The following is a 25797-nucleotide window of genomic DNA, read 5'->3' on the forward strand; positions in this document are numbered from 1 at the left end:
GCTCTTCAGGTGGCAGATCCACCGCCGGCACGCGCAAACGCAGAATCTTGCGTCCACCACGGGAGCCGCGGCCCGAGTACCCAGCCCAGCTCCTGCCCAGCCGCCCGGTCGAGGCCCTTTCGGAGACCACCCCCAGCGCCAGCCGAGCCAGCGCACCAGCACGACGAGACCCCCTACGGCAGCGCACCAGCAAGGACAGACCCCCTACGGCAGCGCACCAGCAAGGACAGACCCCCTACGGCAGCGCACCAGCAACCACAGACCCCCTACGGCAGCGCACCAGCAGGACGAGACCCCCTGCGGCAGCGCACCAGCAACCACAGACTCCCCGCGGCAGCGCACCAGCAACCCCACACCCCCAAAGCCAGCGCACCACCGAGCCCACGACTCCCGCAGCCAGCGGGCCGCTCCGTCGCACCCGCCCCCTAGGATCGGCCTCATGCAGCCGCGCTACACCGACTCGGGCGTCTTCGTCGCGCTGGAGGGCGGTGAGGGGGGCGGGAAGTCGACGCAGGCGCGGCTCCTGGCCGAGTGGTTGGGCGCGGCCGGTCACGAGGTGCTGCTCACGCGGGAGCCTGGCGGCACCGACGTCGGCGCGCGTCTGCGCAGCATCCTCCTCGACCCGGCCACCGGTGCACTGTCGCCGCGCACGGAGGCGCTGGTCTACGCCGCCGACAAGGCGGAGCACGTCGACGCCGTCGTGCTGCCGGCGCTCGCGCGCGGCGAGGTGGTCGTCACCGACCGCTACGTCGACTCCACGCTGGCCTACCAGGGCGCCGGACGCGCGCTCGACGCCGCCGAGCTGGAGCACGTGGCGCGGTGGGCGACCGCCGACCTGCGCCCGCACGTGACCGTCGTGCTCGATCTCGACCCCGTCGTCGGGCTGGCGCGGGCGGGTGAGCCCGACCGCATCGAGGCCGAGCCGCTCGACTTCCACCAGCGGGTCAGGGCGCACTTCCTGGCGCTGGCCGACGCCGACCCGGCGCACTACCTCGTCGTCGACGCCGACCAGCCGCCCGACGTCGTCCACGCGGCCGTCCGGGCGGCGGTCGAGCCGTGGCTGGGGCAGGCGCGGTGACCAGCGTCTGGGACGAGCTCGTCGGGCAGGCGCCCGTCGTCGACACGCTGTCGGCCGCGGTCCGCTCGGCCGGTGGCGACGGTCGCTCCATGACGCACGCGTGGCTGTTCACGGGTCCTCCCGGGTCCGGACGGTCCAACGCGGCGAAGGCGTTCGCCACGGCGCTGCAGTGTGAGCGCGGCGGCTGCGGGGAGTGTCGCTCCTGCACCACGGCGGCGGCCGGCAGCCACCCCGACATCACCGTGATCCGCACCGACGGGCTCTCGATCGGCACCGACGTCGCCCGCGAGTACGTCCGCAAGTCCGCGCTCAGCCCGGCCCTCGGCCGCTGGCAGGTGCTGGTCGTCGAGGACGCCGACCGGCTCACCGAGCAGGCCGCCAACGCGCTCCTCAAGGCGGTGGAGGAGCCGTCGCCGTTCACCGTCTGGATGCTGTGCGCCCCGGCCACCGAGGACGTCATCGTCACGATCCGCTCCCGGTGCCGGCCGGTGCTGCTGCGCACGCCGCCGGTCGACGCCATCGCGCGGCTGCTCGTCGAGCGCGACGGGGTGGAGCCCCAGCTGGCGCACGAGGTGGCGGCGGCTTCGCAGGGCCACATCGGACGCGCCCGCGGCCTCGCGCGCGACCCGCAGGCCCGCGAGCGGCGCCGGGAGATCCTGTCGCTGCCGACGTCGCTGCGCTCCCTCGGCGACTGCCTGGTGGCGGCGCAGCGGATCAACGACGAGGCCACCGCGCGCGCCTCCGCGGTCGCCGACGTCGCCGACGAGCGCGAGAGCGCCGACCTGAAGCAGTCGTGGGGAGTCGAGGACCGCGGCCGTCGCCCCGCCGGCTACGCCGGAGCGGTCTCGTCGCTGGAGAAGGACCAGAAGCGACGTCGCACCCGGCTGGCGCGCGACTCCATCGACGGCGTGCTGCTCGACCTGCTGTCGTTCTGCCGCGACGTGGTCGCCGTCCAGACCGCCCCGGGCGCGCCGCTCGTCAACGCCGACGTCGCCGACGCGGTGCGCGAGGCGGCCCGTCTGTGGACGCCTGAGTCGACGCTCAGCCGGATCGGTGCGATCGTCGAGGCGCGCGAGGCGCTCACCGCGAACGCAGCACCGCTGCTCACCCTCGAACGCATGATGATGGGATTCCGGACCCGATGAAACGACCTCTGATCGTCCTGATCGCCCTGGCCGCTGTGGCCGCCGTCGTCGCCGGCGTCCTCCTCGTGGTCCGCGACGACGACGGCGGGTCCGACGACTCGCCGGCCGCGCAGTCGATCCGGCCCACCGGCGAGCAGGCTCCCGACGGCCTGCAGCGCTTCTACGACCAGAAGCTGAGCTGGAAGGGCTGCGGCGGCGACTCCGAGTGCGCCACGATCACGGTCCCCATCGACTACGACGAGCCCGACGGAGCCACCACGAAGCTCAAGGCCGCGCGCTACCTGAGCACCGGCGACGGCACGCGCGTGCTGTTCGTCAACCCCGGCGGACCGGGCGGGTCGGCGATCGACTTCGCCGCGAGCCTCGCCGGCAGCATGGCGCCGACGGTGCGCGACGCCTTCACGATCGTCGGCATCGACCCCCGCGGCGTCGGCGAGAGCTCGCCCCTGAAGTGCCTGCCCGACGCCCAGTTCGACGCCTACGCGGCCAGCGACCCCGACCCGAGCACGTCGGCCGAGGTCCGCGAGCTGCGCGCGGGCGTGCGGCAGCTCGGCGAGGCCTGCGCGAAGAACTCCGGCGAGCTCGCCGGACACGTGTCCACGGAGGAGGCCGCCCGCGACATGGACGTCGCGCGCGCCGTCATGGGGCAGCAGAAGCTCGACTGGTTCGGCGCCTCCTACGGGACGCAGCTCGGGGCCACGTACGCGACCCTGTTCCCGCAGAAGGTGGGCGCGATGGTGCTCGACGGTGCCGTCGACCCCGCGCAGGACGTGTTCGGGTCCGCCTTCGGGCAGGCCACCGGCTTCCAGCGTGCGCTCGACGCCTACCTCGACGCGTGCGCGAAGCTCGAGTCGTGCCCGCTCGGCAACGACCCCAACGCCGCCAACCGGGCGCTGGCCACGTTCATGTCCCGGCTCGAGGACCGGCCGCTGCCCACCGGCACCGACCGCGAGCTGACGAAGGGGCGCGCGTTCTACGGCGTGGCCGTCACCCTCTACGACAAGGCGGCCTGGCCGGTCCTGTCCCAGGCGCTCACGGCGGCGGTGCGCGGCGACGGGTCGCTGCTGCTGCGCCTCAACGACCTCTACTTCTCCCGGCAGAGCGACGGCAGCTACGACGGGAACATCGGCTGGGCGAACATCGCGGTCAACTGCCTCGACAACCGCGAGCGGCCGAGCGTCGCCGAGGTGGAGGCCGAGCTGCCGCGCTTCGAGAAGGTGTCCCCGGTGTTCGGCGCCGCCCTGGGCTGGGGCACCCTCGGCTGCACCGACTGGCCAGAGCCCGCCGAGCGACCGCAGGTGGAGATCGACGCCGAGGGGGCGTCGCCGATCGTCGTCATCGGCACCACCCGCGACCCGGCGACGCCGTACGAGAACGCCAAGGCGCTGGCCGACCAGCTGGGCGACCGCGAGGGCGTGCTGCTCACCCGCGAGGGCGACGGCCACACGGCCTACGGGTCGGGCAACCGGTGCATCGTCCAGGCGGTCGACGCCTACCTCGTCGACGGCACCGTCCCGCGGGACGGCGCGACCTGTCCCGACGAGTCCTGACGTCGCACCGCGGGCGGTGCCGACGGCTCGGCCCGGGGCGGGTCAGGCCGAGCGGATCGCCTCGTGGTGGCGGATGACCTCGTCGATGATGAAGGTCAGGAACTTCTCCGCGAACGCGGGGTCGAGGTCGGACTCGACGGCCAGCGACCGGAGCCGCTCGATCTGGCGTGCCTCACGGTCCGGGTCGGACGCCGGCAGGTCGTGCGCGGCCTTCAGCCGGCCCACCCGCTGGGTGCACTTGAACCGCTCCGCGAGCAGGTGCACCAGGGCGGCGTCGATGTTGTCGATGCTGGAGCGCATGTCGTCCAGCTCGGCCCGCACGTCCTCTGTCCCGGTCACGGGTCGAGTGTAGGGGGGCCTGTGCGTCGTCCTGGAGGGGCAGGGGTAGGCTGTACGAGGTTCTGCGGGCGATCCTCGCGGGACCTTCGCCGCCTTAGCTCAGTCGGTAGAGCGTTTCACTCGTAATGAAAAGGTCGTCGGTTCGATTCCGACAGGCGGCTCCACCAGGCCCTCTCCTGACCCGGTCCCACCTCGTGGGCCGGGCCTCGTGCTGGATGCGCCTCTTCGTCAGCCCGCCGTGCGCTCGCGCCGGGCGAGCGTCGACGTGGCCGCCCCCACGGCGCACCAGACGCCGAGCACGGCCCACGGACGCCAGGGCGCGCCGGCCGCACCGCCGGTGAGCTGCTGCAGGATCTGGATGCCGGCCGCGTGCGGCAGCAGCGTCGTGACCTCGCGCCACACGACGGGCTGCATCCAGGTGCCCGTGCCGGCGAGGTCGGGGAGCGCCGTGAGCACGAGGAGCGTGACGGCGAGACCCCAGCCCCACGCGTCCATCAAGTGCTCGAGCGCCTGCGACACGAGCGCGCCGGTGAGCACCAGGAGGGAGAGCGCGGGCCACCACAGGAGCACCGGGCCCGACGAGAGCAGCGCGCCGACCACGCCGCCGGCGCCACCGACCAGCACCGCCACCGCGCCGATCACGCGCAGCCGGCGCAGGGCGCCCGGCCACGTGCGAGGCAGTCGGCCGGAGTGGACCGTGAGCACGCCCGACGTGAGGATGCCGGCGCCCACCGCCAGCACCGGGAGCCACGTGACGGCGGCGCGTCCGCCCGTCGACAGCGACGGGCCGACCAGCTCGACCTGCACGCCCCGTCCCAGCCGCGCCGACGTGACCCGGACGGCCGCCTCCACCGCCGCCCGCTGCTCCGGCGAGGCCCGTCGCGGCAGGAGCAGGACGTCGTCGGAGCGGGCGAGGTCGACGACCGCCGCGCCGACCAGCGTGCCGTCGTCGACGAGCTCACGAGCAGCCGTGGCCGACCGGGGTCGCACGACCGTGAACGGGCCGGCGGGATCGGCGGCAGCGCGGTCGGCGAGCGTCTGGCCGACGACGGCGGGCGCGACCACACCGAGCGGTGCCTCGTGCAGGTCGTCACCCGCGACCCAGGCGAAGACGGCGACCACACCGGCCAGCTGCACGGCGACGACGACCACCAGCGGCACCCAGACGCGACCCCTCACGCGCCGACTCTAGGTCACGCCGGGGGCTGCTCCGCCGTCGTGACATCGTGGGGTCGTGGGAGTGCAGCGCGTGCCGTGGCGGATCCGGGTGGCGGCCGTCACCGGGCCGGCGCTGCTGCTCATGCTGTCCCTCGTCGCCTTCTCGGGCCGGGCCGACCCGCCGTCGGCGCCGACGGTGCCCGAGGCGAGCGAGACCCGCTGCCTGCCGATCGAGCCGATCCGCTCCGTGCCCGACCTCAACCGGCTCGTCACGCAGGTCCGCGGCTCGGGGGCGTTCCAGGGTGCCGACGTCGGCGCCGACGTGACCCTCCAGGACGGCCGCCGACTCTGGCTCTTCGGTGACACGCTGCGGTCCGCGGACTTCGACGGCCAGCGCTTCGTGCGCAACTCGATGCTCGTCTTCGAGCCCGGCTGCGCCCAGGTCGTGCTGCCCGCCGACCACGGCGCGCTGATCCCCGACCGGCCGGACGGCGTCGGCTACTGGCCGATGTCGGTGGCGAAGATCGAACGACCGGGCTACGACCTGGTCGGCGTGTCGGCGCAGCGGGTCAAGGGCGCCGACGCCCCCGACGGGCCGCTCGCGTTCGACAACCTCGGACCCGCTGTGGCCCTGTTCGTCGTGGAGCGGGGGCGGACGCCGCAGCTGCTCGGGGTGACGGACGTCGGCCCGGACGACGACGACCCGCGACGTCCGACCTGGGGTGCCGCCACGGCCGTCTCGGACGGCTGGGTCTACCTCTACGGGACCGCGCGCCCGGGCCGCGGCCTGGTGTTCGGGTTCAGCCTGCACGTGGCGCGGGTGCGTCCCGACGACGTCCTGCGCCCCGACCGCTACCGCTACTGGAACGGTCGCGCGTGGACCCGCGACGCCTCCGACCTGGCCACCCTGATCCCCGCCGAGGGCGGGGTCTCGCAGACGCTCAGCGTCTTCGAGCGAGCCGGGCGCTGGTACGCGGTGAGCAAGCGCGACGAGTTCCTCGGCACGGACCTCGTCGTGTGGTCGGCGTCGCGGCCGACCGGGCCGTTCACGCCGAGCGCTCCGGTCGCCCAGATCCCCAGCGAGCCGGACGGACGGCTGCGGTACATGCCGCTCGCCCACCCGGACCTGCTGCCCGAGCGTGGGTCCGTCGTCGTCTCCTACAGCCAGAACGACACCGACCTCGCCGAGGTCGCACGCGACCCGTTCGTCTACCGCCCGAGGTTCCTGCGGATCCCGCTCCCGGACTGACGCGGCGCGCATGACGCCCGCCCGCAGGGGTACGTCGGACCCGTGCCGACGTCGGGTCGGCCCCCGCCGTCCTCAGGAGGATCCGTGCCGCTCACCGCCCTCGCGCTCAACTGCACGCTCAAGCCGGGCGACGCGCCGTCGAGCAGCGCCCTGATGGCGCAGCAGTACCTCGACGCGCTCGCCGAGCACGACGTCGTCGGCACCGCCGTGCGGGTCGTCGACCTCGACGTCAGGCCAGGGGTCGAGACCGACATGGGCGACGGTGACGAGTGGCCGGCGATCCGCCGGCAGGTGCTCGACGCCGACGTCCTCGTCGTGGTGACGCCGACGTGGGTGGGGCAGATGTCGAGCGTCGCGCACCGGGTGCTGGAGCGCCTGGACGCGGAGCTGTCCGAGACGCGCGAGGACGGGAACCCGATCCTCTACGGCAAGGTCGCGCTGGTCGGCGTCGTCGGCAACGAGGACGGCGCGCACAAGATCACCGCCGACCTGTACCAGGCGCTCGACGACTGCGGCCTGACCATCCCCGCGCAGGGCGGCACCTACTGGAACGGCGAGGCCATGCACACGGTCGACTACCACGACCTCGACCAAGCCCCCGAGGCCACGCTCAGCACGCTGCGCACCGCGGCCGCGAACGCCGTGCACCTCGCCCGGCTGCTCTCCCGCGAGCCCTACCCCGCCTGACTCCGGCGCCCCTCGGCGCCGGGTCAGCGCCGCGCGGTCGCGAGCCGGTCGATCCGCACGAGCGCCGCGGCCAGCACGGGGAGGTACGCCGGCGCCCACAGCGGGGCACCCATCGACAGCCGGCAGCCGTCGTGCTCCGGCCGGACGGCGTGGGTCGTCGCGGGCACCCCGGCCACGCTCCAGGCCCAGGCGCGCCCCGGCTCGAACGACGTGACCGTGAACGGGAGCGAGACCCCGACCGACGTGCGGACGCGGCCCGTGCTGCCGAGGCCGAGCGGGGCCTCGTCGTCGAGGGTCGCCTGCTGCACGGACGGACCCCAGCGCGGCCACGCGTCCAGGTCGACGAGCAGCGACCAGACGACGTCGGGCTCGGCGTCGACGTGGCGGTGCACGGTCAGCTGTCTCACGCGTCGCCCGCCTGGTCCTCGTCGAGCGGCTCGGCCAGGTGCGGGTCGCCGCGGGTCACGTCGCTGACGTGCACGTGGTGCGCGACCGCGTCGGCACCGGGCGCGGGTCCCGCGCCGAGCGTCTCGGCCAGGACGCGTCGGGTCACGACGTGCGCGGCCTCGGCGGACCGGGGGACCGACGTGCCGTAGCGCGCCACGAGCTCCACGTGCACGGCGTGCAGGCGGCCGCGGTCACGGACGTCGAGCCGGATCCGTCGCACCGCCGCATCGGCCACCTCCGCGGCGAGCGTCGAGCGCAGCAGGGCCACGAGCGCGACGGAGGAGACCTGCAGCAGCGGGTCGGACGTCTCGATCGTGGTCGCCCGCCGGGGCGCCGCGAGGGCCCTGGCGAGGACGCGGCCTGCCGCCTCTGCGGCGTGCGGGCTCTGCGGCTGGTCGCGGAGCTGGTCCCTCGCCAGCTCGAGGGCGCGCTCGCCCACCGACCGGTCCAGGTCGTCGGGCAGGTCGGGGTTCGTCATCGCCACTGCTCCATCCGGATCGCGAGGCTTCGTCGGGCGCGGTGCAGTTGCCCGCGCACCACGGTCGGCGTCGTGTCGAGCACCTGGGCGATCTCCGCGTAGGAGAAGCCCTCCAGCTCGCGCAGTGTCCAGGCCGCGCGCTGGGTCCACGGTAGCTCTCCGAGCGCCAGGTTCAGCGTGCGCCAGAGGTCGTCGAGCTCGGCCTCCTGCTCGGGGTCGACCCGACGCGCGGCGCCGAGCCGGTCGGCGTCGTCGCGGCCGAGGGGCTCGAGGATGCGGTCGTCCACGGCGAGGGGACGGGTCCGGCGCCGGCGCCGGTACACCTCCCGCTGCACGATGGTGAACAGCCACGTCTGCACCTTCGAGCGGCCCTCGAAGTCGGGCAGCGCGCGCCACGCCGTGATCCACGCGTCCTGCACCGCGTCCTCGGCGGAGCGCTCGTCGCCGTCGAGCAGCCGCGTCGCGTACCGCAGGGTCGCGGGGAACAGCCGCGCGAACAGGTCCTCGAACGCGGCCCGGTCGCCCAGGCCCGCCCGTCGGGCGAGCGCGTTGTCGGACGGACGAGCGGTCCCGTCGTCGGTGCCCGGCACCTGCTCGTCGTGCGTCCCCCTGGTCATCGCTCCGACCGTCCCACCCGGTGCGCCGGTGCGCACCTCGAGTGCGATCACACGGTGACGTCGGTCACACGACCGTGACGTTCGGCGTGCGGCCGGACTCTCACGGATGTTCGATCGATTCACCCCACCACACAGAACAGGACTGATGACGTGAGCGAGAAGGCCGTCGCCAAGACCACCACCTCCAGCGACCTGGACAGCACGCAGGGTCGCACCTCCATCGCCGACACCGTCGTGTCGAAGATCGCCGGCATCGCGACCCGCGAGGTCTCCGGCGTGTACGCGCTCGGCGGCAACACCGCCCGCGCCGTCGGCGCCCTCCGCGAGCGCATCCCGGGCTCCTCCACCAACCACTCGCAGGGCATCTCCGTCGAGGTGGGCGAGAAGGAGGCTGCCATCGACATCCAGCTCGTCGCGGAGTACGGCGTCTCCATCGCCGACCTCGCCCACGGCATCCGCACCAACGTCATCAACGCGGTGGAGCGCATGGTCGGCCTCAACGTCGTCGAGGTGAACATCGAGGTGCAGGACATCCACATCGAGTCCGACGAGGCCGCCGACGACACCGCCGGCGAGCCGCGCGTCCAGTGACCACCCCCGCCGACACGCCCGACGCCGCCGACCCCGGTTCGACGGTGGCCGAGCGGGTGGCTGCCGCGACCCTGGGCGTCCCCGGGGTCGCGGGGCTGCACGCCGGCTCGTTCGGCGAGGTGGCGACGTACCTGCCGGGCCGTCGCGTCACGGGAGTCCGGCTGCGCGACGACGACACCGAGGTGCACGTCGTCGCCGTGATGGGCACCCGCCTCCGTGACCTCGCCGACGCCGTCCGCTCGGCCGTGTCGCCGCTCGTGGACACGCCGGTCCGGGTCGTCGTCGAGGACGTCGTCCCGGACGGCACGGCACCGTCGTGAGCGTCGGCGCCGGGGCGCGACCGACCGGACACCCCTACCCGGGCCCGGCCGACGCGGCGCTGCGCGAGCAGTGGCGTCGCGAACGTCGCGCCCTGGTGCGTCGCCACCACCCCGACGCCGGCGGCGAGGCCGACCAGCTGCAGGCCCACCTGGCCGCCCTCGACCGGCGCTACTCGTCCATCGAGCGGTCGGGCGTCGGGCGGTCGGGGCGCAGGTCGCCGCCCGCGACCCTGCCCCGACGCCTCCATCCGCTCTGGGCGGCCCTGCGCCGCCCGGCGCGGCGGCTGCGCCGCCGTCGCTACATCGACCTCTGACCCACGCACGACCCCCATCCCGGCACCAAGGAGACACCCCATGACCACGTCCACCGTCGGCCTCATCGCCGGCCTCCTGCTCGCCATCGCCATCGCGACCGGCGGCTTCCTCGGCTTCCTGCTCGCCCTCGTCCTGGGCGGGGCGGGCTACCTCGTCGGCGGCCACGTCGACGGGGAGGTCGACCTCTCGGGCCTGCTCGGACGGCGCGACCGTGGCTGACACGGCGACCCTCCCACCCGTGGCGCAGGAGCGGGCTCCGCTGCCCGCCCCCGAGGACCGCGGCCGCACCACCATCGCGGACGGCGTCGTCAGCCGCGTCGCGTCGATCGCGGCGTCGGAGATCGAGGCCGTCGTCGACACCCGCAAGGGCTGGACGAAGCTCGTCCGCAAGGGGCTGCCGCACGCCGAGGCCACCGTCGCCGGCGAGACGTCGTCGATCACGGTCGAGGTCGCCGCGACGTGGCCGACGCCGCTCGCCCCGCTCGTCGAGCGGGTCCGCGCCCATGTCAGCGAGCGCGTCGACACGCTCGTCGGCGTCACCGTGAGCCGTGTCGACGTCACCGTCGCCGACGTCGTGCACCTCGACACGCCGCCCCGTCGCGTCGTCTGACCACCCCACCCGACCGAAGGACCCCCGCATGACCTCCGAGACCTCCTCCTCGACGAGCGGCACGCGCCCGCTCGCGGCGGCGAAGTCGCCCGCCGGCACGGGCGCCTCACCTCTCGTCGCGCAGCTGATCGCCCTCGCGCTCGTCGGCCTGGCCGTCGTCGCGGTGCAGCACCTCCTCGTGCAGCTCGGCTCGGTGTCGGGCAGCTCGTGGCTGCTGACGGTCGTCGATGCTGCCGACGGCATCGACGGACGTACGCCCGCCGTGCTCGCCGCCGCCGTCGTCGCGCTGGTCGTCGCGGTGCTGCTGCTCCCGGTGGCGCTCAAGCCCCGTCCGCGCCGCACCCTGGCGCTGCGCGCCAGCAGCGGCGTGCACCTGCGTCGCCAGGACCTGGTGCGGGTCGTCCGCGCCGCGATCGACGGCACCGACGGCGTCACCGACGCCGACGTGTCGGTCGGCCGCCGCCGCGTGAAGGTGGTGGCCCGCTCCGTCGCCACGAGCGAGCGCGAGAGCGAGCTCGAGGACGCCGTCCGTGCCCGCGCGGAGCGGGTCTGCTCCGCCGTCGACCCCACCCCGCGGGTCGACGTCACCATCCGACCCGAGAAGGGCTGAGCACCATGGTCAGTCGCACCACGCTCCTCGTCGACCGTCTCGCCACCCTCGTGCTCGTCGCGCTGCTGGCCGCCGCCGGTCTCGCCGGCCTGTGGTGGTGGTCCGGCCGCGAGGTCTCCGGCCGCACCCTCCCCGGGACGAGCCGCACCACGCGCGTCGCCGACGCGCTCGGGAACACCGGGCTGGCCTGGGGGATCGCTGCGGTCGCGGTCGTCGTCGCGCTGGTGGCGCTGCGGTGGATCCTCGCCCACCTGACGCGCCCGACGGTGTCGCGCCTGCGTCTGGAGGGCAGCGGCGACGCCGGGCGCAGCGAGGCCCTGGCCGGCAAGGTGCTCTCCGCGGCCGCCGACGCGTTCGCCGCGACGGAGGGAGTGCGTTCCGCGCGCGGCTCCGTCGTGCGCGACCGCGGGGAGCTCGTGGCGCGCATCGACGCCACGATCGAGCCGGAGGCCGACCTCACGCACGTGGCGCAGCGGGCCGACGAGGTGTCGGCGCAGCTGCACGACGTGCTCGGCCGCGACGACCTGCGCGCTGCCGTCCGGCTCCGCGTCGCGGCTCGCGGACGAGTACTCTCCCGCGTCCACTGACGGACCCGACCCGATCCGAACCGACCCGACCCCGGTGCTCGGCGGGGCACTCGGCCGGCCGCGCCGGGCGGCTCAGGTCGCGGCGAGCGGCGACGCCGAGCGTGCTCGGCGCAGGTCGTGCGCGACGCCGACCGGGGTGCGTCCCTCGGTCCGCGCCGAGGTGAGCACCGGCTCGGCGACGGTGCGGACGACGCGGCCCGTCGCGGCGTCCAGGCGTGTGACGAGGCCGAGGTCCTCGTGGGCCGGCACGGCCGCGAAGCCGCCCACCTGCAGGTAGAGGCTGCCGCGCACCGCCAGGTTGGCGCCGTGCACGTGTCCGTGCGGCACCCGTTGCAGCCCGCCGCGGTAGTGCTGCCACCACGCCGCGTGACGGTCGGTCTCGTGGTCGGCCAGCCGGATCGTGCCGACCACCGCGTCCGCGCCCGCCGCTGCCAGGTCCAGCTGGTGGGCCAGCCAGCCCGGCGGCACGACCGAGTCGGCGTCGGTGGTCGCCAGCCAGGTGCGGGCCGCGGCACGCCCGCGCAGCAGCCGTGCGGCGCCGGCCGCGCGGGCGGCGCCCACGCCCGGGAGCGCGAGCTCGACGACGGTCGCCCCGCCGGCCCGCGCGACCTCGGCGCTGCGGTCGCGCGTCGCGTTCACGGCCACCACCACGTCCACCGGGACCCCGACGGCGCGAGCCGCGCGGCCCAGCGCGGCCAGGCACCCGGCCAGCGACCCCTCCTCGTCCCGGGCGGGGACGACGACGCCGATGCGGTCGATCCTGGCATCAGGCACGTTCGAGCACCTCGAGCCGGACGTCGTCGTCGAGGTAGCCCGACACCGGGCGCAGGTCCGCGGTATGAAGGTCCACGTGCGCCTCGTCGGGCGTCGACGCGGCCTCGGCGAAGGAGTGGCGCCAGTGGACGGCCACGACGTGGCCCCCGGGACGCAGGGCCGCGACCGTGAGGTCCGCGCAGCGGGCGCGCTGCTCCGGGGTGAGGAAGTACAGCACCTCCGAGAGCACCACGAGGTCGAAGGTCCCCTCCGGCCAGTCGTCCGGCACCGTGCCACGTCGCACGCTCACCCCCGGGAGAGCGCGCTCGCGCACCCGCTCCAGGGCGGCCTCGACGGGGTCGAGCGCCACCACCTCGTCGCACCGCTCGGCGAGCAGTGCGGTGATCCGGCCACGGGCGCACGCCGGTTCGAAGGCGCGGGCGTAGCGGGGGCGAGGCAGGCTCCCGAGCGTCAGGGCACGCTTGCGCTCCTCGTAGGGGGCCGTGTCGAGCCGCCAGGGGTCCGGGTCGGTCCGGTAGAGGTCCTCGAAGTAGGCGGGGTCGGTCACGTCAGCACCACCTCCGGGGCCGTGAGTGCGTGCTCGAGCAGCGCCGGGGTGACGACGACCTGGTCGGCGGGATGGTCCGACCACGGCTCGAGCTGCGACCGGAAGGCGCGCAGGGCGGCGGCCTTCCGGCGCGCCCCGTCGGCGGGCCGGGGCAGCAGCGCGGCGCCCCGCAGCCACTCCGCACCGGTGTCGGGCGTGCTGCGCGTCCACCGCCAGACCGGGTAGCGCCAGAACGTCGTCCGCTCGGGAAGGACCTCGCGGGCCACCGCTCCCAGCACGTCGTGGTCGCCGTGGCCGTCGTGCTCGTACGGTGCGAGCACGACCGTCGCGTCCTGCAGCAGGGGCCCGAGGAGACGGGCGAGCGGCTCGCGGTCGTCGGGCAGGGCGGCGTCGCGCAGCCCGAGGTGGGTCGTGCGCGCCTGCGGGTGCCCGAGGATCGAGAGCGCCTCGGCCAGCTCCCGCCGGCGCACGGTCCGCAGCTGGTCCGGCGTGACGGTCGGGCTGCCGGGGTGCGACTGCTCGCCGTCGGTCGCGACGACCAGGTGCAGGGGGCGGCCGACCTGTCCGGCGAGCCACGCCCCGACGCCGAGGACCTCGTCGTCCGGGTGCGCCGAGAGGACGACGACGGTCCCGCCCGGGTCGTCGACCGTCGGCAGTCCCGCCGCGCGCAGGGCGGCGTCCCACCGCGGCGGCGACGCGGGGGCGCTCATCGTGCGCCGAGGGAGCCGAGCCGGGCGAGGTCGCGCTCGGCGTGGTGCTGGCGCACGAAGACCTGCAGGTCCGCCACGTGCTGGGCGTGCGCCGCGTCGAAGGCGAGGGGGCCCGGTCCGGTCGCGCGCCCGACGTGCGCGACGACGTCGTCGGCCGCCCGCGCCGCCGCGGCGCGCACCACCAGGGCGCGACGCTCGTCGCGACGTCCGGGCTGGGCGTCGAACGCCGACGCCGCCTCGCGCAGGAGGGCGTCGACGCTGGCGAGCGCCACCCGGGCGTGGCCCCGGTGGGCCAGCCCGTGGTCGTCGAGCCGGGCCGAGTGTTCCAGCGTGCTGGCGACCCGGTCGGCTCCACCGGCCCAGACCGCGGCGACCCCGACGGCCCCGTGCCAGAAGCCCGGGCGGTCGACGTAGGCCCCCGGCCCCCCGACCGGCTCGGCCTCGACGTCGTCGAGCCGCAGCGTCACAGTGCGGGCTGCCGCCATGCCCGGACCCACCCAGGCGGGGCCGTCCGGGTCGGGGGAGAGGCCCGGCTGGTCGAGAGCCACGGCGAACAGCCTCTGACTCCCGTCGTCGTCCGCGGTCACGAGCGCGTGCGTCACGAGGTCGGCGCCGGAGCAGAAGGCCTTGCGACCCTGCAGCCGCCAGCGCCCGCCGCTCGCGACGGCTCGCACCTGCGCGAACGGTGGTTCGGCGGCCCAGACCGCCCACACGCCGTCGGGGTCCGCGGCGTGGCCGAGCTCCGCGGTGATCGCGAGCGCGTCGTGGTGCGGCTCGACGACCTTGGCCAGCGCGAGGTCCTCGCAGCCCAGCTCCCGGAGGGCGCGGAAGCGCTCCTGCGTCCGGCCGGACCCGGGCAGCGGCAGGGCCGGTCGGGTCCGCTCGCGCAGCACGTCGGCCGTGAGGTGCATCGCCGTCCTCGGGTCGGGCGTCGCGACCAGGCGGTCGCGAGTCCTCCGTACCCCGATGGGAGCCGGTCAAACGTGCGCCCGTGCGGGGTGGACGTCGGGTCGCGTCAGGTTCCGGGGACGACGCGTCCGCGCACCTCGCCGAGCGGCACCCGACGGCCGTCCGGGCCGGGGGCCGTCGCGCTGACCGTCACCTCGTCGCCGTCGTGCAGGAACGCCCGCGTGGAGCCGTCGCGCAGCACGACGGGCTCGGCGCCGTTCCAGGTGAGCTCGATGAGGGCACCGCTCTGCTCGCGTGCGGGACCGCTCACCGTGCCCGAGGCGAACAGGTCACCCGGGCGCACCGACGCCCCGTTGACGCAGAGGTGCGCGAGCATCTGCGCCGGCGTCCAGTACATCTCCCGGTAGGGCGGGCGCGACACGACCTCGTCGCCGATCCGCACCTCCAGCGCGAGGTCGAGCGCGCCCGCCGGCGCCGACGCGTCGTCGAGGTAGGGCAGCAGCGGGACGTCGCGCGGTGGCGGTGCGGTCCGGGCGTGGCGCAGCGCCTCCATCGGGACGACCCAGGCCGAGACCGAGGTCGCGAACGACTTGCCGAGGAACGGGCCGAGCGGCACGTACTCCCAGGCCTGCAGGTCGCGCGCCGACCAGTCGTTCACCAGCACCACCCCGAACAGCCGGTCCTCCGCCTCGGCCAGCGTGAGCGGGCCCCGGCAGGGCGGACCACCGACGACGAACCCGACCTCGGCCTCCAGGTCGAGCCGCGTCGAGGGGCCGAAGACGACCTCGCCGTCGGGCTCGCGCCGCTGGCCGCTCGGTCGGCGGACCTCGGTGCCCGAGACGACGACCGTGCCCGCACGGCCGTGGTACCCGATCGGCAGGTGCTTCCAGGCCGACGGCAGCGGGTCGGTGCCGGGACGGAAGAGGCGACCGACCGTGGCGGCGTGGTGCTCCGAGGCGTAGAAGTCGACGTAGTCGCGCACCGTCCAGGGCAGGTGCAGGGTCACGTCGTCCGCCGGCACGAGGGGCAGGTCGTCGGTCCGCGAGCCCACCAGGTCGGTGACCGCCCGACGGACCTCCGCGCGGCGGTCCGGGCCGTGCGTCAGCAGCGCGTCGAGCGTCCCGTCGGCCACCTCGTCGGCGAGCCGGGGCAGCGCCGCGCCGACGTCGAGCACCGAGCGGCCCACGCCGACGCCGACACGGCGAGGACCGTCGGCGACGCTGAACGAGCACCAGGGCAGCGTCGTCGTGCCCCAGTCCGGCGCTGACGACGTCATCGCGACCAGGAGCGGTGGTAGACGCCGTCGTCGACCGCGCGCCCGCCCTCGCCCAGCTCGAGCGGACGGAAGGTGTCGACCATGACGGCGAGCTCGTCGAAGGACTCCGCGCCGAGGCTCGCCTCGATCGCCGCAGGGACCGGCCCGTGCGAGTGCCCGCCGGGATGGACGCTGACCGAGCCCCTGCCGATGCCCGAGCCCTTGCGCGCCTCGTAGTCGCCGTCCACGTAGAACATGATCTCGTCGCTGTCGACGTTCGCGTGGTAGTACGGCACGGGGATCGCGAGCGGGTGGTAGTCGACCTTGCGGGGCACGAAGTTGCAGACGACGAAGCCGTTCCCCTCGAAGACCTGGTGCACCGGCGGCGGCTGGTGGATGCGTCCCGTGATCGGCTCGAAGTCGTGCACGCTGAGCGCGTAGGGGTAGAGGCAGCCGTCCCAGCCGACGACGTCGAAGGGGTGCTCGGGCACCACGTGCACGGTGCCGGCCAGTCCGCCGGGCCCGCTGCCGCGGTGCTTGACGAGCACCTCGACCTCCGTCTCCTCCCGGACCTCGGGCTCGCCGGGACCGCGCAGGTCGCGCTCGCAGTAGGGCGCGTGCTCGAGCAGCTGGCCGTAGCGCGACAGGTACCGCCTGGGCGGCGCGACGTGGCCGTTCGCCTCGATGCAGTAGGCGCGGGTCGTGGTCTGCACCCTGTACCGGTGCGTCGTCGCGCGGGGCACGACCAGGTAGTCGCCCGGTCCGTACGGCAGGTGGCCGAAGACGGTCTCGAGCACGCCCGTGCCGGCCTCGACGAACACGATCTCGTCGCCCGTGGTGTTGCGGTACAGCGGCGACGACGCCTCGGCGACGACGTAGGAGATCCGGACGTCGCCGTTGGCGAGCACCAGGCGTCGGTGCTCGACCGGGTTGGAGTCCTTCGAGGCCGCGTCGGTGAACAGGTCGTGCAGCTTCAGGTGGCGGGGGAGCAGCGGCTCGTTGGGCGTCGTCGACTGGTCGGGCAGCTCCCACCGGCGCGCCTCGAGCACCGCCGACGGCACGCCCACGTGGTAGAGCAGCGAGGAGTCGGAGCTGAAGCCCTCCTCGCCCATCAGCTCCTCGCGGTAGAGCCGGCCGTCGGGGGAGCGGTGCTGGGTGTGCCGCTTCGCAGGCACCGACCCGGCGCGCCGGTAGTGGGCCATCAGAAGTTCCCGCGCTTGGCCTGCTCGCGCTCGATGGCCTCGAACAGCGCCTGGAAGTTGCCCTTGCCGAAGCCGAGCGATCCGTGCCGCTCGATCAGCTCGAAGAACACGGTCGGGCGGTCGCCCACGGGCTTGGTGAAGATCTGCAGCAGGTAGCCGTCCTCGTCGCGGTCGACGAGGATGCCGCGGCGCTGCAGCTCCTCGATCGGCACCCGCACCTCGCCGATGCGGGCCCGCAGCTCCGGGTCGGTGTAGTAGCTGTCGGGCGTCACCAGGAACTCCACGCCGCGCTCACGGAGGGCGTCGACGGCGCTCAGGATGTCGGCCGTGGCCAGGGCGAGGTGCTGCGCGCCGGGCCCGCGGTAGAACTCGAGGTACTCGTCGATCTGCGACTTCTTCTTCGCGATCGCCGGCTCGTTGAGCGGGAACTTCACCCGGTGGTTGCCGCTGGCCACGACCTTGCTCATGAGCGCCGAGTAGTCGGTGGCGATGTCGTCGCCGATGAACTCGGCCATGTTCGTGAAGCCCATGACGCGGTGGTAGAAGTCGACCCACTCGTCCATGTGGCCCAGCTCGACGTTGCCGACGACGTGGTCGAGCGCCTGGAACACGGCACCCTGCCGGACGGCGGTGGTGCGGCGCTCGACGAAGCCGGGCAGGTAGGGACCGGTGTACCGGCTGCGGTCGACGAGCGTGTGCCGGGTGTCGCCGTACGTGGCGATCGCCGCGCGACGGACGGTGCCGTGCTCGTCGGACACGTCGTGCGGCTCCTCGAGCACGGTGGCGCCCTGGGACCGCGCGTGCTCGACGCAGCGGTCGACGTCGGGGACCTCGAGGGCGATGTCGACGACGCCGTCGCCGTGCGCGCGGTGGTGGTCGGCGACCGCCGAGTCGGGGTCGACGGCACCGCACAGCACGAACCGGACGGCTCCGCCCTGCAGGACGTAGGCGTGGTGGTCGCGGTTGCCGGTCTCGGGGCCGGAGTAGGCGACGACCTCCATGCCGTAGACGTTCTCGTAGTAGGCGGCGGCCTGCGTGGCGTTGCCGACCGCCCACACGACGGCGTCCCAGCCGGTGACGGGGAACGGGTCGTGCGAGGCGTCGTACTCGACGAGGCCGACGAGCTGGCGGAGCTGCTCGAGGTCGAGCTCGGCGAGCCGCTCGCTGCCGGTGAGCGCGGTGGTCTGGTCGGTCGTCGGGGCGTGCGTCGGCGTGGTCGTCATGTGCCCCAGGTCACCGTGCCACGTCGCTCCTGGCAACCTGCCCGTCTCGCGGTGGTCAGACTGGGCAGGTCTGCCGAGTATCCTGCTGTCCTGCTAGACAATGTGCTGAGGAGTCGTCATGGATGCTCTCGACCTCGCCCTCGTCGAGGCGCTGCGCGACCATCCGCGCGCGGGGGACCTCGAGCTGTCCCGGGTGGTCGGCGTCGCCCGCGCCACGGTGCAGTCGCGGCTGGCGAAGATGGAGGCGGCCGGCGTCATCACGGGCTACGGTCCCGACGTCGACCTCGCCGCCGCGGGCCACACCGTCCTCGCCTTCGCCACGCTGGAGATCGCGCAGGGCCGGCTCGACGACGTGCGCGCCGAGCTCGAGTCGCTGCCGAACGTGCTGGAGGCCTACGTCACGAGCGGCACCGCCGACGTGGTCTGCAAGATCGCGGCGTCGTCGCACGCCGACCTGCAGGACGTGCTGCTCCACATGAGCACCTCGGGCTCGATCGTCCGCTCCACGAGCATCGTCGTGCTGAGCGAGCTCGTCGCCCCCCGCGTCCTCCCCGTCCTCGCCCGCGACGTGCAGGCCGGCGGCCGCGCCCCCCGCTACCGCTGACCGCCCGACACGGTTTACCACGGTCCCGTGGTAAACCGTCAGACCCGCAACGCCCCCAGCCGACGCACGGCCTCGTCGATCACCTCGGGACGCTTGCAGAAGGCCCACCGCACGAACGGTCGGCCGGGGTTGTCCTCGAGCGGGGTGTCGGGGTCGTGGAACACCTGGTGGGGCACGGCGACGACACCGGCCAGCTCCGGCAGGCGCAGGCAGAAGTCGAGGCCGTCCTCGAAGCCGAGGGGACGGATGTCGGTGGAGGCGAAGTACGTGCCGTCGGGCACCACCACGCCGAGGCCGACGTCGGCCAGCCCCGCGCAGAGCCGGTCGCGACGCTCGCGCATCCCCGCGCGGAAGCCCTCGAAGTAGTCGGCGTCGAGCCGCAGGGCCTCGGCGACGGCGGGCTGCAGCGGGGAGCCGGAGGTGAAGGTCAGGAACTGCTTGGCGCCGAGCACCGACGCGACCAGGTCCGCCGGGCCGGTCGCCCACCCGACCTTCCAGCCGGTGAAGGAGAACGTCTTGCCGCCGCTGGAGATCGTCAGCGTCCGCTCCCACATGCCCGGGAGCGTCGCGATCGGCACGTGGGGGACGTCGAACGTCAGGTGCTCGTACACCTCGTCGCTGATGACGACGAGGTCGTGCTCGCGCGCCACCTGCGCGACGGCCGCGAGCTCGTCGGCGGTGAGCACGGTGCCCGTCGGGTTGTGCGGCGTGTTCAGCAGGATCGCCGTCGTCCGCGGCGTCACCGCGGCGCGCAGCTCCTCGAGCGGGAGCCGGAAGTCGGGGGCGCGCAGCGTCACCGGACGACGGACCGCGCCGGCCATCTGGAGGACCGCGACGTAGGAGTCGTAGTAGGGCTCGAGCACGACCACCTCGTCGCCCGGCTCGACGATGCCCAGCACGGCGGCGGCGATCGCCTCGGTCGCGCCGGTCGTCACGACGACCTCGGCGTCGGGGTCGACGTCGAGCCCGTACCAGCGTCGCTGGTGGTCGGCGACCGCCTCGCGGAGGGCCGGCACCCCGACGCCCGGCGCGTACTGGTTCGCACCACCGCGCAGCGCCTCGACCGCCGCCTCGCGGACCACGTCGGGGCCGTCGGTGTCGGGGAACCCCTGCCCGAGGTTCACGGCGCCCGTCGCGGCGGCGAGCGCGCTCATGCGCGCGAAGATCGTGGTGCCCAGGCCGTCGATCCGGCTGCTCTGCGTCCTCATCCCTCGCGACCCTACGCGTCCACCCGACGGCAGGGCGGGCAGCAGTTGACGCGTTTCCCTGACGGCCCGGGACTTTCGTCCCATGATGGTGCCTGGGTCGAGGGAGCGACCCGCGGACCGGGGGGAGCCGGTCCGGGCCGGACGTCCTCGACGTCCGCGGGAGAGGGGGACCATGGGCACGCGCATCTCCGCGTCGGTGCGGCCGTACACGCTGAGCGAGCGCGACCGCCACCTCGTGAGCCGCTTCTCCTTCGGCGTCGACGAGCAGCTCACCACCGCCGTGCGGACGGCCGGGGGCGCCGAGCGCTGGTTCGCCGCGCAGCTGCTCCCGACGTCCGTCGCCGACCCGTCGTCGACGGTGCACACCTGGTGGCCACGGCTCGGTCACACGCCCGCCAAGGCGTGGGCCGAGGTCAAGTCCGGACGCTCCGGCGCCTGGCAGTACGGCTTCGACCTCGCGCAGTACTCGATGGTGCAGAAGATCCTCACGCGTCGTCAGCTGCAGGAGGTGCTGCACGACGTGTGGTCGAACCTGCTCTACGTGCCGGTCGGCCACGACCGCAGCTTCCCGTGGCGCTTCCACTACGACCAGACCCTGCGCGGGCTCGCCCTGACGAGCTACCGGCAGCTCCTGCGCGCGGCGGTCGTGCACCCGGCCATGTCGGGCTGGCTCAACAACGACCTCAACACCAAGCGCGGCATCAACGAGAACCTCGGCCGCGAGCTCCTCGAGCTGTACACGGTCGGGCGAGCGTCGGGCTACACCGAGGACGACGTCAAGGACTCCGCCCGTCTGCTCACCGGCCACAAGGTCAAGGTGTTCGACACCTTCGCCGCGTCGTACGCGCCCGAGGACCACTGGACGGGTCGGGTGCGGGTGCTCGGCTTCACCCACGCGAACGCCGCCGCCGACGGTCGACCCGCCCTCGCCGCCTACCTCGACCACCTGGCGCTGCACCCCGCCACCGCCGAACGGGTGGCGCGCCGGCTGTGCGTGCGGCTCGTCGGCGACGACCCGTCGCCGTCGCTCGTGCGCAGCGTGACCGCCGCCTACCGCTCCTCGCGCAGCGACGTCCGCGCCACGCTCAAGGCGCTGCGGACCCACCCGGAGTTTCTCGCCGCCCGGCGGCGCACGCTGCGAGCGCCCGTCGAGGACGTCGTGGCCACCGTGCGGGCGCTCGGCATCCGCCCGGTCCGCTTCCGGGGCACGGACGCCTTCCCGGCGAACCTGGTGTGGGCCGCGGGTCGCCTCGGCCAGGAGCCGTACGGCTGGCCCCGCCCCGACGGCTACCCCGAGGGGTCCACGACGTGGGCCTCGCCGTCGCGCATGCTGGGCGCCTGGAACCAGCACTACAGCCTGGCCGGGCGCTGGAACTCCGCCGACGGCCAGGCCTACCCGGCGCCCGCCACGGTGCTCCCGACCGCCTTCCCGCGCACGCTCGCCGAGATCGTCGACCACCAGTCGCTGCTGCTGGTGGGCCGTCCCGCGGACGCCACCACGCAGGCCGCCGTCGCGACGATGCTCAACCGCTCCTCGGGGACGGTCTACAGGACCGTGGCCGACGTGTCGGCCTGGCACCTGACCCTCATCCGCGGCACCGTGCTCAACACCCCGGAGGGGATGCTGCGATGACCGGCACCGACGACTGCGGGTGCGCCGACTACGGCCTCACCCGACGCTCGCTGCTCGCCTCCGGCGCGGCCCTCGGACTCGGCGGGGTCGTGACGTCGATGGTGGGCGACGTCCTGACGTCGGCGGTCTACGGCGCCACCGGCGCCACGGGCGGCAACGTCCTCGTCGTGCTGTCGCTGCGTGGCGGGGCGGACGGGCTGTCGATGGTGGTGCCGCACGCGGAGGCGGCCTACCACGCCGCCCGCCCGACCACGGCGCTCAAGGCCACCGAGCTGCTGCACGCCGACGCCACGTTCGGCCTGCACCCCAAGTTCGCGCCGCTGTCGCGCTGGTGGCAGGCCGGCAGCCTCGGCGCGGTCCACGCTGTGGGGCTCCCCGCCCCGAACCGCAGCCACTTCGAGGCGATGGAGGAGCTCGAGGACGCCGACCCCGGCAGCAGCGCGCGCGTGGGCTGGATCAACCGGATGATCACCGGTCTCGCCGCGCAGCCGGACGTGCTCGACGCGATGCAGCTCGGCAGCACCACCATGCCGACGTCGCTGCTCGGTCCCGCGCCGGCCGTCGCCACCGAAACCCTCGACGACCTCGGCCTGCCGTTCGCCGACGACGCACGGTTGAGCGGCGCGCTGCGCAGCTTCCTGCAGACCACCTACGGACGCCGCGGTGGCGTCGTCGGGTCCGCCGGCCTCGACGCGTACGCCCTGTCCCGACGCACCCGCAGCATCGCCGACGCCGCCCGGAGGTCGCCGGCCAACGGCGCGCGCTACGCCTCCGGCGACACGGGCCGCGCCATGGCGCACGCCGCGGGGCTCGTCACGTCGGGCCTCGGCGTGCGCGCCATCGCGATCGACGCCGGCGGGTGGGACCATCACATCGGGCTGCGCTGGAACGTGGCGGCCCGGATCGAGGAGCTCGCCACGAACCTCGCCGCGTTCTTCACCGACCTCGGGCCGGCTGCCGAGCGCGTCACGCTCGTGACGATGAGCGAGTTCGGACGTCGCCTGCGCGAGAACGGCGCCAACGGCGTCGACCACGGGTACGGCAGCTGCGTGCTGCTCATGGGCGCGGGCGTCAAGGGCGGTCGCGTGCACGCCCGATGGCCGGGGCTGGGCACGGAGCAGCAGGTCGACGGCGACCTGGCCGTCACGACCGACTACCGCGACGTCGTGGCGGAGGTGCTGCGCTCGCGCTTCCCGGAGGTCGACGTCTCCGCCGTGTTCCCGGGGCTGGTGCAGCGCCCGCTCGGCGTCATGGCCTGAGGCGGGAGGCTGCGGGCATGAAGCTGCCCCGCCGTTCTCGGGGGGTGAAACGGCGGGGCAGCGACTTCACTATAGGCACGCGTCCCGCGCGGCTCCACCCGAACGACGAGAAATCTCCGGCGAGCTGCTGAGATGTGGGTCACATCGACGATCGGGCGGGACCTCAGGACGGGGATGACACAATCTCCGACATGAGCACCGTGGCCCCTCCTCGCCCCGCCCCCGGTGGTGGACGTCGGGGTCCGCGGCGCCGGTTCTCGGTCGTCGGGGCCATCGGCCTCGTCCTCGTGCTGGCCGGGCTGAGCGTGCTCGGCTACGTCGCCTGGCAGTACTGGGGGACCAACATCGTCTCCAAGCAGCAGCAGGCGCAGGTGCGCGAGGCCATCTCCGAGGACTGGAGGAACGGCACCGACGGCAAGAACATCGGGCTGCTGCGCGTGCCCCGCTTCGGCAAGGACTACGAGGTCCCGATCGTCAAGGGCTTCGACCCCGGCTCCCTCGCCAAGGGCGTCGGCTTCTACCCCAAGGGCGACCTGCCGGGCGAGCTCGGCAACTTCGCGATCGCCGGCCACCGGGTCACGCACGGCGAGCCGTTCCGCGACTTCCTCAAGCTGCGCAAGGGCGACAAGGTGTACGTCGAGACGCGCACGGCCGTCTTCACCTACCGCCTGCGCAACGCTGGCGACTCGATCACCGTCGACTTCACCGAGGGCTGGCCGCTGCAGCAGGTGCCCGACCCGGCGCTGCGCGGCGAGCCGCCGACGAAGAACGTGCTCACCATGCTGACCTGCTCCGAGCTGTTCCACACCGACAAACGCAACGTCGTGATCGGCGACCTCGTCCGGATCGTCGACAAGGCGGACCCGGAACGCAAGATCCCGCTTCCCGGCGCCTAGGAGTCCCCGCCCCGATGCACGACTACCAGCGCGCGTTCGTCGAGTTCGCGATCGGCCACGACGTCCTGCGCTTCGGCTCCTTCACGCTGAAGTCCGGCCGCACGTCGCCCTACTTCTTCAACGCCGGCGGCTTCGACACCGGTGCCCGGCTCGCCGGTCTCGGCCGCTTCTACGCCGCCGCGATCACCGAGCGCGCGCCGGCCTTCGACGTGCTGCTCGGGCCCGCCTACAAGGGCATCCCGATCGCGGCGGCCACCGCCGTGCAGCTCGCCGAGGCGCACGACCGCGACGTGCCGTGGAGCTTCAACCGCAAGGAGGCGAAGGACCACGGCGAGGGCGGGGTCGTGGTCGGCGCCCCGCTGCGCGGTCGGGTGCTCCTCGTCGACGACGTCATCACCTCCGGCAAGGCGATCCGCGAGGTCGTGCCGATCGTGGAGGCGGCCGGTGCCGAGCTGGCCGGGATCGTCGTGGCCGTCGACCGCCAGGAGCGCGGCACGGGCGAGCTGTCGGCGGTCGACGAGGTGCGCCGCGACCTCGGCGTCCCGGTCGAGGCGATCGTGACCTTCGACCACGTCATCGAGTACCTCGAGGAGTCCGGCCGGCACGCCGAGCACCTGCGGGCCGCCCGGGCGTACCGCGACCAGTACGGCGCGTGAGCGGGCCGCGCGAGCGCGACGAGGAGGTAGGCGTCGGCCCCTGGGTCGGTCCCGTCCCCGACGACCCCCGCCTCGACCCTGCGCTGCTCGCCGACGGCGACCGACGCAACGTCGTCGACCGCTACCGCTACTGGACGGTCGACGCGATCGTCGCCGACCTCGACACCCGTCGTCACCCGCTGCACGTCGCCGTCGAGAACTGGCAGCACGACTTCAACATCGGCTCCGTCGTGCGGACGGCCAACGCCTTCAACGTCGCGGCCGTCCACGTCGTCGGCCGGCGGCGGTGGAACCGTCGGGGCGCGATGGTCACCGACCGCTACCTCCACGTCGAGCACCACGCCGACGCCGCCGCCCTCGCCGCGTGGGCGGCGGCGCGGGACCTGCCGCTGCTCGGGGTCGACAACCTGCCCGGAGCGGTGCCGCTGGAGACGACCTCGCTGCCGCGCGCCTGCGTCCTGCTCTTCGGCCAGGAGGGGCCGGGCCTGAGCGACGCCGCCCGCGAGGTCTGCGCCACCACCCTCTCCATCGCCCAGTTCGGCTCGACCCGGTCGATCAATGCCGGAGCGGCCGCCGCCATCGCCATGCACGCCTGGATCCGAGAGCACGCCGAGGAGTCGCCGTGACCGCCCCCACCGTCCCGTCCGTCCGCCTCGACGTCGTCGACCCCGACGACCCGCGGGCCCACGCCGCGCTGACGTCGTACCTGGGGAGGTCGACGCCACCCTCGCGGACGGCTACGCGCCGGGGCCCGACGACCTCGACCCCTACCGTCCGCCGTCGGGCGTCTTCCTGCTCGCCACGGCCCGGGGCGGCGAGCTCGACGGGGAGGTGCTCGGCTGCGGTGCGCTGCGCGACCTCGGCGACGGGTCGGCCGAGGTCAAGCGGATGTGGGTCGACGGGCGGGCCCGCGGCACCGGGCTGGGACGTCGGCTGCTGTCCGCGCTGGAGGAGCACGCCCGCGACCTGGGTTACCAGCGGGTGCGGCTCGACACCAACGACCAGCTCGTCGCCGCGCTCGCCCTCTACCGCTCCGCCGGCTACGCGGAGGTCGAGCGCTACAACGACAACCCCCACGCCCGGCACTGGTTCGAGAAGGTCGTCGACCCTGCGGACCCCGGCGAGCGACCCTAGGCTCGT

General features: G+C 74.3%; 32 protein-coding genes and 1 tRNA gene. 20 read left to right on the forward strand and 13 right to left on the reverse strand.

Annotation, left to right across the window (positions count from 1 at the left end; translation table 11 throughout):
• The first annotated feature begins 439 nt into the window (after window positions 1–439).
• Genes tmk through AC3WRM_RS14810 form a run of 3 tightly spaced genes read left to right on the forward strand, consistent with a single transcriptional unit; the run spans window position 440 to window position 3773 of the window.
• Window positions 440–1078, forward strand: a complete 639-nt coding sequence (gene tmk / locus AC3WRM_RS14800; RefSeq protein ID WP_492249285.1) for a dTMP kinase — start codon at window positions 440–442, stop codon at window positions 1076–1078.
• Window positions 1075–2223, forward strand: a complete 1149-nt coding sequence (locus AC3WRM_RS14805) for a DNA polymerase III subunit delta' (protein WP_492249286.1) — start codon at window positions 1075–1077, stop codon at window positions 2221–2223. Before tmk ends, AC3WRM_RS14805 begins: the two co-directional genes overlap by 4 nt.
• On the forward strand, window positions 2220–3773 hold the full coding sequence (locus AC3WRM_RS14810) for an alpha/beta hydrolase (protein WP_492249287.1): 1554 nt from the start codon (window positions 2220–2222) through the stop codon (window positions 3771–3773). Before AC3WRM_RS14805 ends, AC3WRM_RS14810 begins: the two co-directional genes overlap by 4 nt.
• Window positions 3774–3815: 42 nt before the next feature.
• On the opposite strand, the gene AC3WRM_RS14815 is transcribed toward AC3WRM_RS14810, so the two are convergent.
• Complete coding sequence (locus tag AC3WRM_RS14815) at window positions 3816–4112, reverse strand: chorismate mutase (protein WP_492249288.1); 297 nt, start codon at window positions 4110–4112, stop codon at window positions 3816–3818.
• An 88-nt stretch (window positions 4113–4200) separates the two neighbouring features.
• Here AC3WRM_RS14815 and AC3WRM_RS14820 point away from each other — a divergent pair.
• Window positions 4201–4276, forward strand: a tRNA-Thr gene (locus tag AC3WRM_RS14820).
• 64 nt (window positions 4277–4340) lie between these two features.
• Here AC3WRM_RS14820 and AC3WRM_RS14825 read toward each other — a convergent pair.
• Window positions 4341–5291: a hypothetical protein gene (locus tag AC3WRM_RS14825; protein ID WP_492249289.1), complete on the reverse strand. Its 951-nt coding sequence runs from the start codon at window positions 5289–5291 to the stop codon at window positions 4341–4343.
• A 55-nt stretch (window positions 5292–5346) separates the two neighbouring features.
• Between AC3WRM_RS14825 and AC3WRM_RS14830 the strand changes: the two genes are divergently transcribed.
• Window positions 5347–6519, forward strand: coding sequence for a DUF5005 domain-containing protein (locus tag AC3WRM_RS14830; protein ID WP_492249290.1), 1173 nt, complete (start codon window positions 5347–5349; stop codon window positions 6517–6519).
• An 84-nt stretch (window positions 6520–6603) separates the two neighbouring features.
• On the forward strand, window positions 6604–7206 hold the full coding sequence (locus AC3WRM_RS14835; protein WP_492249291.1) for a flavodoxin family protein: 603 nt from the start codon (window positions 6604–6606) through the stop codon (window positions 7204–7206).
• Window positions 7207–7229: 23 nt separating this feature from the next.
• Here AC3WRM_RS14835 and AC3WRM_RS14840 read toward each other — a convergent pair whose 3' ends face one another.
• Genes AC3WRM_RS14840 through AC3WRM_RS14850 form a run of 3 tightly spaced genes read right to left on the reverse strand, consistent with a single transcriptional unit; the run spans window position 7230 to window position 8748 of the window.
• Window positions 7230–7613 (reverse strand): SRPBCC family protein, encoded by a 384-nt coding sequence (locus AC3WRM_RS14840; RefSeq protein ID WP_492249292.1) that lies wholly within the window; start codon window positions 7611–7613, stop codon window positions 7230–7232.
• The gene (locus AC3WRM_RS14845) at window positions 7610–8131 is read right to left on the reverse strand and encodes a hypothetical protein (RefSeq protein WP_492249293.1); all 522 of its coding nucleotides are present in this window, start codon (window positions 8129–8131) and stop codon (window positions 7610–7612) included. The genes AC3WRM_RS14840 and AC3WRM_RS14845 overlap by 4 nt, the downstream gene beginning before the upstream one ends.
• Window positions 8128–8748 carry an RNA polymerase sigma factor gene (locus AC3WRM_RS14850; RefSeq protein ID WP_492249294.1) on the reverse strand — a complete coding sequence of 207 codons (621 nt, stop codon included), beginning with the start codon at window positions 8746–8748 and terminating at the stop codon, window positions 8128–8130. The genes AC3WRM_RS14845 and AC3WRM_RS14850 overlap by 4 nt, the downstream gene beginning before the upstream one ends.
• Before the next feature lie 150 nt (window positions 8749–8898).
• Between AC3WRM_RS14850 and AC3WRM_RS14855 the strand changes: the two genes are divergently transcribed.
• From AC3WRM_RS14855 to AC3WRM_RS14885, 7 genes are read left to right on the forward strand one after another with little or no spacing between them, the layout of a single operon-like run.
• Window positions 8899–9339 carry an Asp23/Gls24 family envelope stress response protein gene (locus AC3WRM_RS14855; protein ID WP_492249295.1) on the forward strand — a complete coding sequence of 147 codons (441 nt, stop codon included), beginning with the start codon at window positions 8899–8901 and terminating at the stop codon, window positions 9337–9339.
• Complete coding sequence (locus AC3WRM_RS14860; protein ID WP_492249296.1) at window positions 9336–9659, forward strand: Asp23/Gls24 family envelope stress response protein; 324 nt, start codon at window positions 9336–9338, stop codon at window positions 9657–9659. Before AC3WRM_RS14855 ends, AC3WRM_RS14860 begins: the two co-directional genes overlap by 4 nt.
• Entirely contained in the window at window positions 9656–9973 is a 318-nt protein-coding gene (locus AC3WRM_RS14865) for a hypothetical protein (protein ID WP_492249297.1), read from the forward strand. Before AC3WRM_RS14860 ends, AC3WRM_RS14865 begins: the two co-directional genes overlap by 4 nt.
• Window positions 9974–10013: 40 nt before the next feature.
• The gene (locus AC3WRM_RS14870; RefSeq protein WP_067859894.1) at window positions 10014–10193 is read left to right on the forward strand and encodes a DUF2273 domain-containing protein; all 180 of its coding nucleotides are present in this window, start codon (window positions 10014–10016) and stop codon (window positions 10191–10193) included.
• Complete coding sequence (locus AC3WRM_RS14875; protein WP_492249298.1) at window positions 10186–10584, forward strand: Asp23/Gls24 family envelope stress response protein; 399 nt, start codon at window positions 10186–10188, stop codon at window positions 10582–10584. The genes AC3WRM_RS14870 and AC3WRM_RS14875 overlap by 8 nt, the downstream gene beginning before the upstream one ends.
• 28 nt (window positions 10585–10612) lie before the next feature.
• Entirely contained in the window at window positions 10613–11194 is a 582-nt protein-coding gene (locus AC3WRM_RS14880) for a DUF6286 domain-containing protein (protein ID WP_492249299.1), read from the forward strand.
• Window positions 11195–11199: 5 nt separating this feature from the next.
• Window positions 11200–11781, forward strand: coding sequence for a hypothetical protein (locus AC3WRM_RS14885; protein ID WP_492249300.1), 582 nt, complete (start codon window positions 11200–11202; stop codon window positions 11779–11781).
• 72 nt (window positions 11782–11853) lie between these two features.
• Here the strand turns inward: AC3WRM_RS14885 and AC3WRM_RS14890 are convergent, their stop codons facing one another.
• The 7 genes from AC3WRM_RS14890 to hppD all read right to left on the reverse strand — a co-directional run bounded on the left by AC3WRM_RS14890 (window position 11854) and on the right by hppD (window position 18401).
• On the reverse strand, window positions 11854–12555 hold the full coding sequence (locus AC3WRM_RS14890; RefSeq protein WP_492249301.1) for a glycosyltransferase: 702 nt from the start codon (window positions 12553–12555) through the stop codon (window positions 11854–11856).
• A complete protein-coding gene (locus tag AC3WRM_RS14895; RefSeq protein WP_492249302.1) occupies window positions 12548–13102 on the reverse strand; it encodes a class I SAM-dependent methyltransferase in 555 nt (184 codons plus the stop codon). Before AC3WRM_RS14895 ends, AC3WRM_RS14890 begins: the two co-directional genes overlap by 8 nt.
• On the reverse strand, window positions 13099–13812 hold the full coding sequence (locus AC3WRM_RS14900) for a PIG-L deacetylase family protein (RefSeq protein WP_492249303.1): 714 nt from the start codon (window positions 13810–13812) through the stop codon (window positions 13099–13101). The genes AC3WRM_RS14895 and AC3WRM_RS14900 overlap by 4 nt, the downstream gene beginning before the upstream one ends.
• Window positions 13809–14723 carry an acyl-CoA dehydrogenase family protein gene (locus AC3WRM_RS14905; RefSeq protein WP_492249304.1) on the reverse strand — a complete coding sequence of 305 codons (915 nt, stop codon included), beginning with the start codon at window positions 14721–14723 and terminating at the stop codon, window positions 13809–13811. The genes AC3WRM_RS14900 and AC3WRM_RS14905 overlap by 4 nt, the downstream gene beginning before the upstream one ends.
• Before the next feature lie 104 nt (window positions 14724–14827).
• Window positions 14828–15997 (reverse strand): fumarylacetoacetate hydrolase family protein, encoded by a 1170-nt coding sequence (locus AC3WRM_RS14910; protein ID WP_492249305.1) that lies wholly within the window; start codon window positions 15995–15997, stop codon window positions 14828–14830.
• Window positions 15994–17178 (reverse strand): homogentisate 1,2-dioxygenase, encoded by a 1185-nt coding sequence (locus AC3WRM_RS14915; RefSeq protein ID WP_492249306.1) that lies wholly within the window; start codon window positions 17176–17178, stop codon window positions 15994–15996. Before AC3WRM_RS14915 ends, AC3WRM_RS14910 begins: the two co-directional genes overlap by 4 nt.
• On the reverse strand, window positions 17178–18401 hold the full coding sequence (hppD, locus tag AC3WRM_RS14920; RefSeq protein ID WP_492249307.1) for a 4-hydroxyphenylpyruvate dioxygenase: 1224 nt from the start codon (window positions 18399–18401) through the stop codon (window positions 17178–17180). Before hppD ends, AC3WRM_RS14915 begins: the two co-directional genes overlap by 1 nt.
• A 118-nt stretch (window positions 18402–18519) precedes the next feature.
• Between hppD and AC3WRM_RS14925 the strand changes: the two genes are divergently transcribed.
• Window positions 18520–19005, forward strand: a complete 486-nt coding sequence (locus AC3WRM_RS14925; RefSeq protein WP_492249308.1) for an Lrp/AsnC family transcriptional regulator — start codon at window positions 18520–18522, stop codon at window positions 19003–19005.
• Between the two features lie 38 nt (window positions 19006–19043).
• Here AC3WRM_RS14925 and AC3WRM_RS14930 read toward each other — a convergent pair whose 3' ends face one another.
• Window positions 19044–20213 (reverse strand): pyridoxal phosphate-dependent aminotransferase, encoded by a 1170-nt coding sequence (locus tag AC3WRM_RS14930; RefSeq protein ID WP_492249309.1) that lies wholly within the window; start codon window positions 20211–20213, stop codon window positions 19044–19046.
• 172 nt (window positions 20214–20385) lie between these two features.
• On the opposite strand from AC3WRM_RS14930, the gene AC3WRM_RS14935 reads away from it, so the two are divergent.
• From AC3WRM_RS14935 to AC3WRM_RS14960, 6 genes are all read left to right on the forward strand, one after another.
• Complete coding sequence (locus tag AC3WRM_RS14935; RefSeq protein WP_492249310.1) at window positions 20386–21846, forward strand: DUF1800 domain-containing protein; 1461 nt, start codon at window positions 20386–20388, stop codon at window positions 21844–21846.
• Window positions 21843–23105 (forward strand): DUF1501 domain-containing protein, encoded by a 1263-nt coding sequence (locus tag AC3WRM_RS14940; RefSeq protein WP_492249311.1) that lies wholly within the window; start codon window positions 21843–21845, stop codon window positions 23103–23105. The genes AC3WRM_RS14935 and AC3WRM_RS14940 overlap by 4 nt, the downstream gene beginning before the upstream one ends.
• Before the next feature lie 191 nt (window positions 23106–23296).
• Window positions 23297–24001 (forward strand): class E sortase, encoded by a 705-nt coding sequence (locus AC3WRM_RS14945; protein WP_492249312.1) that lies wholly within the window; start codon window positions 23297–23299, stop codon window positions 23999–24001.
• A 14-nt stretch (window positions 24002–24015) separates the two neighbouring features.
• Window positions 24016–24657, forward strand: coding sequence for an orotate phosphoribosyltransferase (gene pyrE, locus AC3WRM_RS14950; RefSeq protein WP_492249313.1), 642 nt, complete (start codon window positions 24016–24018; stop codon window positions 24655–24657).
• Window positions 24654–25283, forward strand: coding sequence for a TrmH family RNA methyltransferase (locus AC3WRM_RS14955; RefSeq protein ID WP_492249314.1), 630 nt, complete (start codon window positions 24654–24656; stop codon window positions 25281–25283). Before pyrE ends, AC3WRM_RS14955 begins: the two co-directional genes overlap by 4 nt.
• Window positions 25216–25791: a GNAT family N-acetyltransferase gene (locus tag AC3WRM_RS14960; RefSeq protein WP_492249315.1), complete on the forward strand. Its 576-nt coding sequence runs from the start codon at window positions 25216–25218 to the stop codon at window positions 25789–25791. The genes AC3WRM_RS14955 and AC3WRM_RS14960 overlap by 68 nt, the downstream gene beginning before the upstream one ends.
• Window positions 25792–25797 lie beyond the last annotated feature (6 nt).

This window comes from Aeromicrobium sp. EU05-FHT14F07 (genome assembly GCF_058790455.1).

Excerpts from the sequence above, each read along its gene's own strand:
- AC3WRM_RS14810 (WP_492249287.1), top strand. The coding sequence starts at position 2,220 with ATGAAACGACCTCTGATCGTCCTGATCGCCCTGGCCGCTGTGGCCGCC.
- AC3WRM_RS14945 (WP_492249312.1), top strand. The coding sequence starts at position 23,297 with ATGAGCACCGTGGCCCCTCCTCGCCCCGCCCCCGGTGGTGGACGTCGG.
- AC3WRM_RS14940 (WP_492249311.1), top strand. The coding sequence starts at position 21,843 with ATGACCGGCACCGACGACTGCGGGTGCGCCGACTACGGCCTCACCCGA.
- AC3WRM_RS14880 (WP_492249299.1), top strand. The coding sequence starts at position 10,613 with ATGACCTCCGAGACCTCCTCCTCGACGAGCGGCACGCGCCCGCTCGCG.
- hppD (WP_492249307.1), bottom strand. The coding sequence starts at position 18,401 with ATGACGACCACGCCGACGCACGCCCCGACGACCGACCAGACCACCGCG.
- AC3WRM_RS14930 (WP_492249309.1), bottom strand. The coding sequence starts at position 20,213 with ATGAGGACGCAGAGCAGCCGGATCGACGGCCTGGGCACCACGATCTTC.
- AC3WRM_RS14960 (WP_492249315.1), top strand. The coding sequence starts at position 25,216 with ATGCCGGAGCGGCCGCCGCCATCGCCATGCACGCCTGGATCCGAGAGC.
- AC3WRM_RS14915 (WP_492249306.1), bottom strand. The coding sequence starts at position 17,178 with ATGGCCCACTACCGGCGCGCCGGGTCGGTGCCTGCGAAGCGGCACACC.
- AC3WRM_RS14925 (WP_492249308.1), top strand. The coding sequence starts at position 18,520 with ATGGATGCTCTCGACCTCGCCCTCGTCGAGGCGCTGCGCGACCATCCG.
- tmk (WP_492249285.1), top strand. The coding sequence starts at position 440 with ATGCAGCCGCGCTACACCGACTCGGGCGTCTTCGTCGCGCTGGAGGGC.
- AC3WRM_RS14870 (WP_067859894.1), top strand. The coding sequence starts at position 10,014 with ATGACCACGTCCACCGTCGGCCTCATCGCCGGCCTCCTGCTCGCCATC.
- AC3WRM_RS14850 (WP_492249294.1), bottom strand. The coding sequence starts at position 8,748 with ATGACCAGGGGGACGCACGACGAGCAGGTGCCGGGCACCGACGACGGG.
- AC3WRM_RS14845 (WP_492249293.1), bottom strand. The coding sequence starts at position 8,131 with ATGACGAACCCCGACCTGCCCGACGACCTGGACCGGTCGGTGGGCGAG.
- AC3WRM_RS14935 (WP_492249310.1), top strand. The coding sequence starts at position 20,386 with ATGGGCACGCGCATCTCCGCGTCGGTGCGGCCGTACACGCTGAGCGAG.
- pyrE (WP_492249313.1), top strand. The coding sequence starts at position 24,016 with ATGCACGACTACCAGCGCGCGTTCGTCGAGTTCGCGATCGGCCACGAC.
- AC3WRM_RS14900 (WP_492249303.1), bottom strand. The coding sequence starts at position 13,812 with ATGAGCGCCCCCGCGTCGCCGCCGCGGTGGGACGCCGCCCTGCGCGCG.
- AC3WRM_RS14905 (WP_492249304.1), bottom strand. The coding sequence starts at position 14,723 with ATGCACCTCACGGCCGACGTGCTGCGCGAGCGGACCCGACCGGCCCTG.
- AC3WRM_RS14885 (WP_492249300.1), top strand. The coding sequence starts at position 11,200 with ATGGTCAGTCGCACCACGCTCCTCGTCGACCGTCTCGCCACCCTCGTG.
- AC3WRM_RS14910 (WP_492249305.1), bottom strand. The coding sequence starts at position 15,997 with ATGACGTCGTCAGCGCCGGACTGGGGCACGACGACGCTGCCCTGGTGC.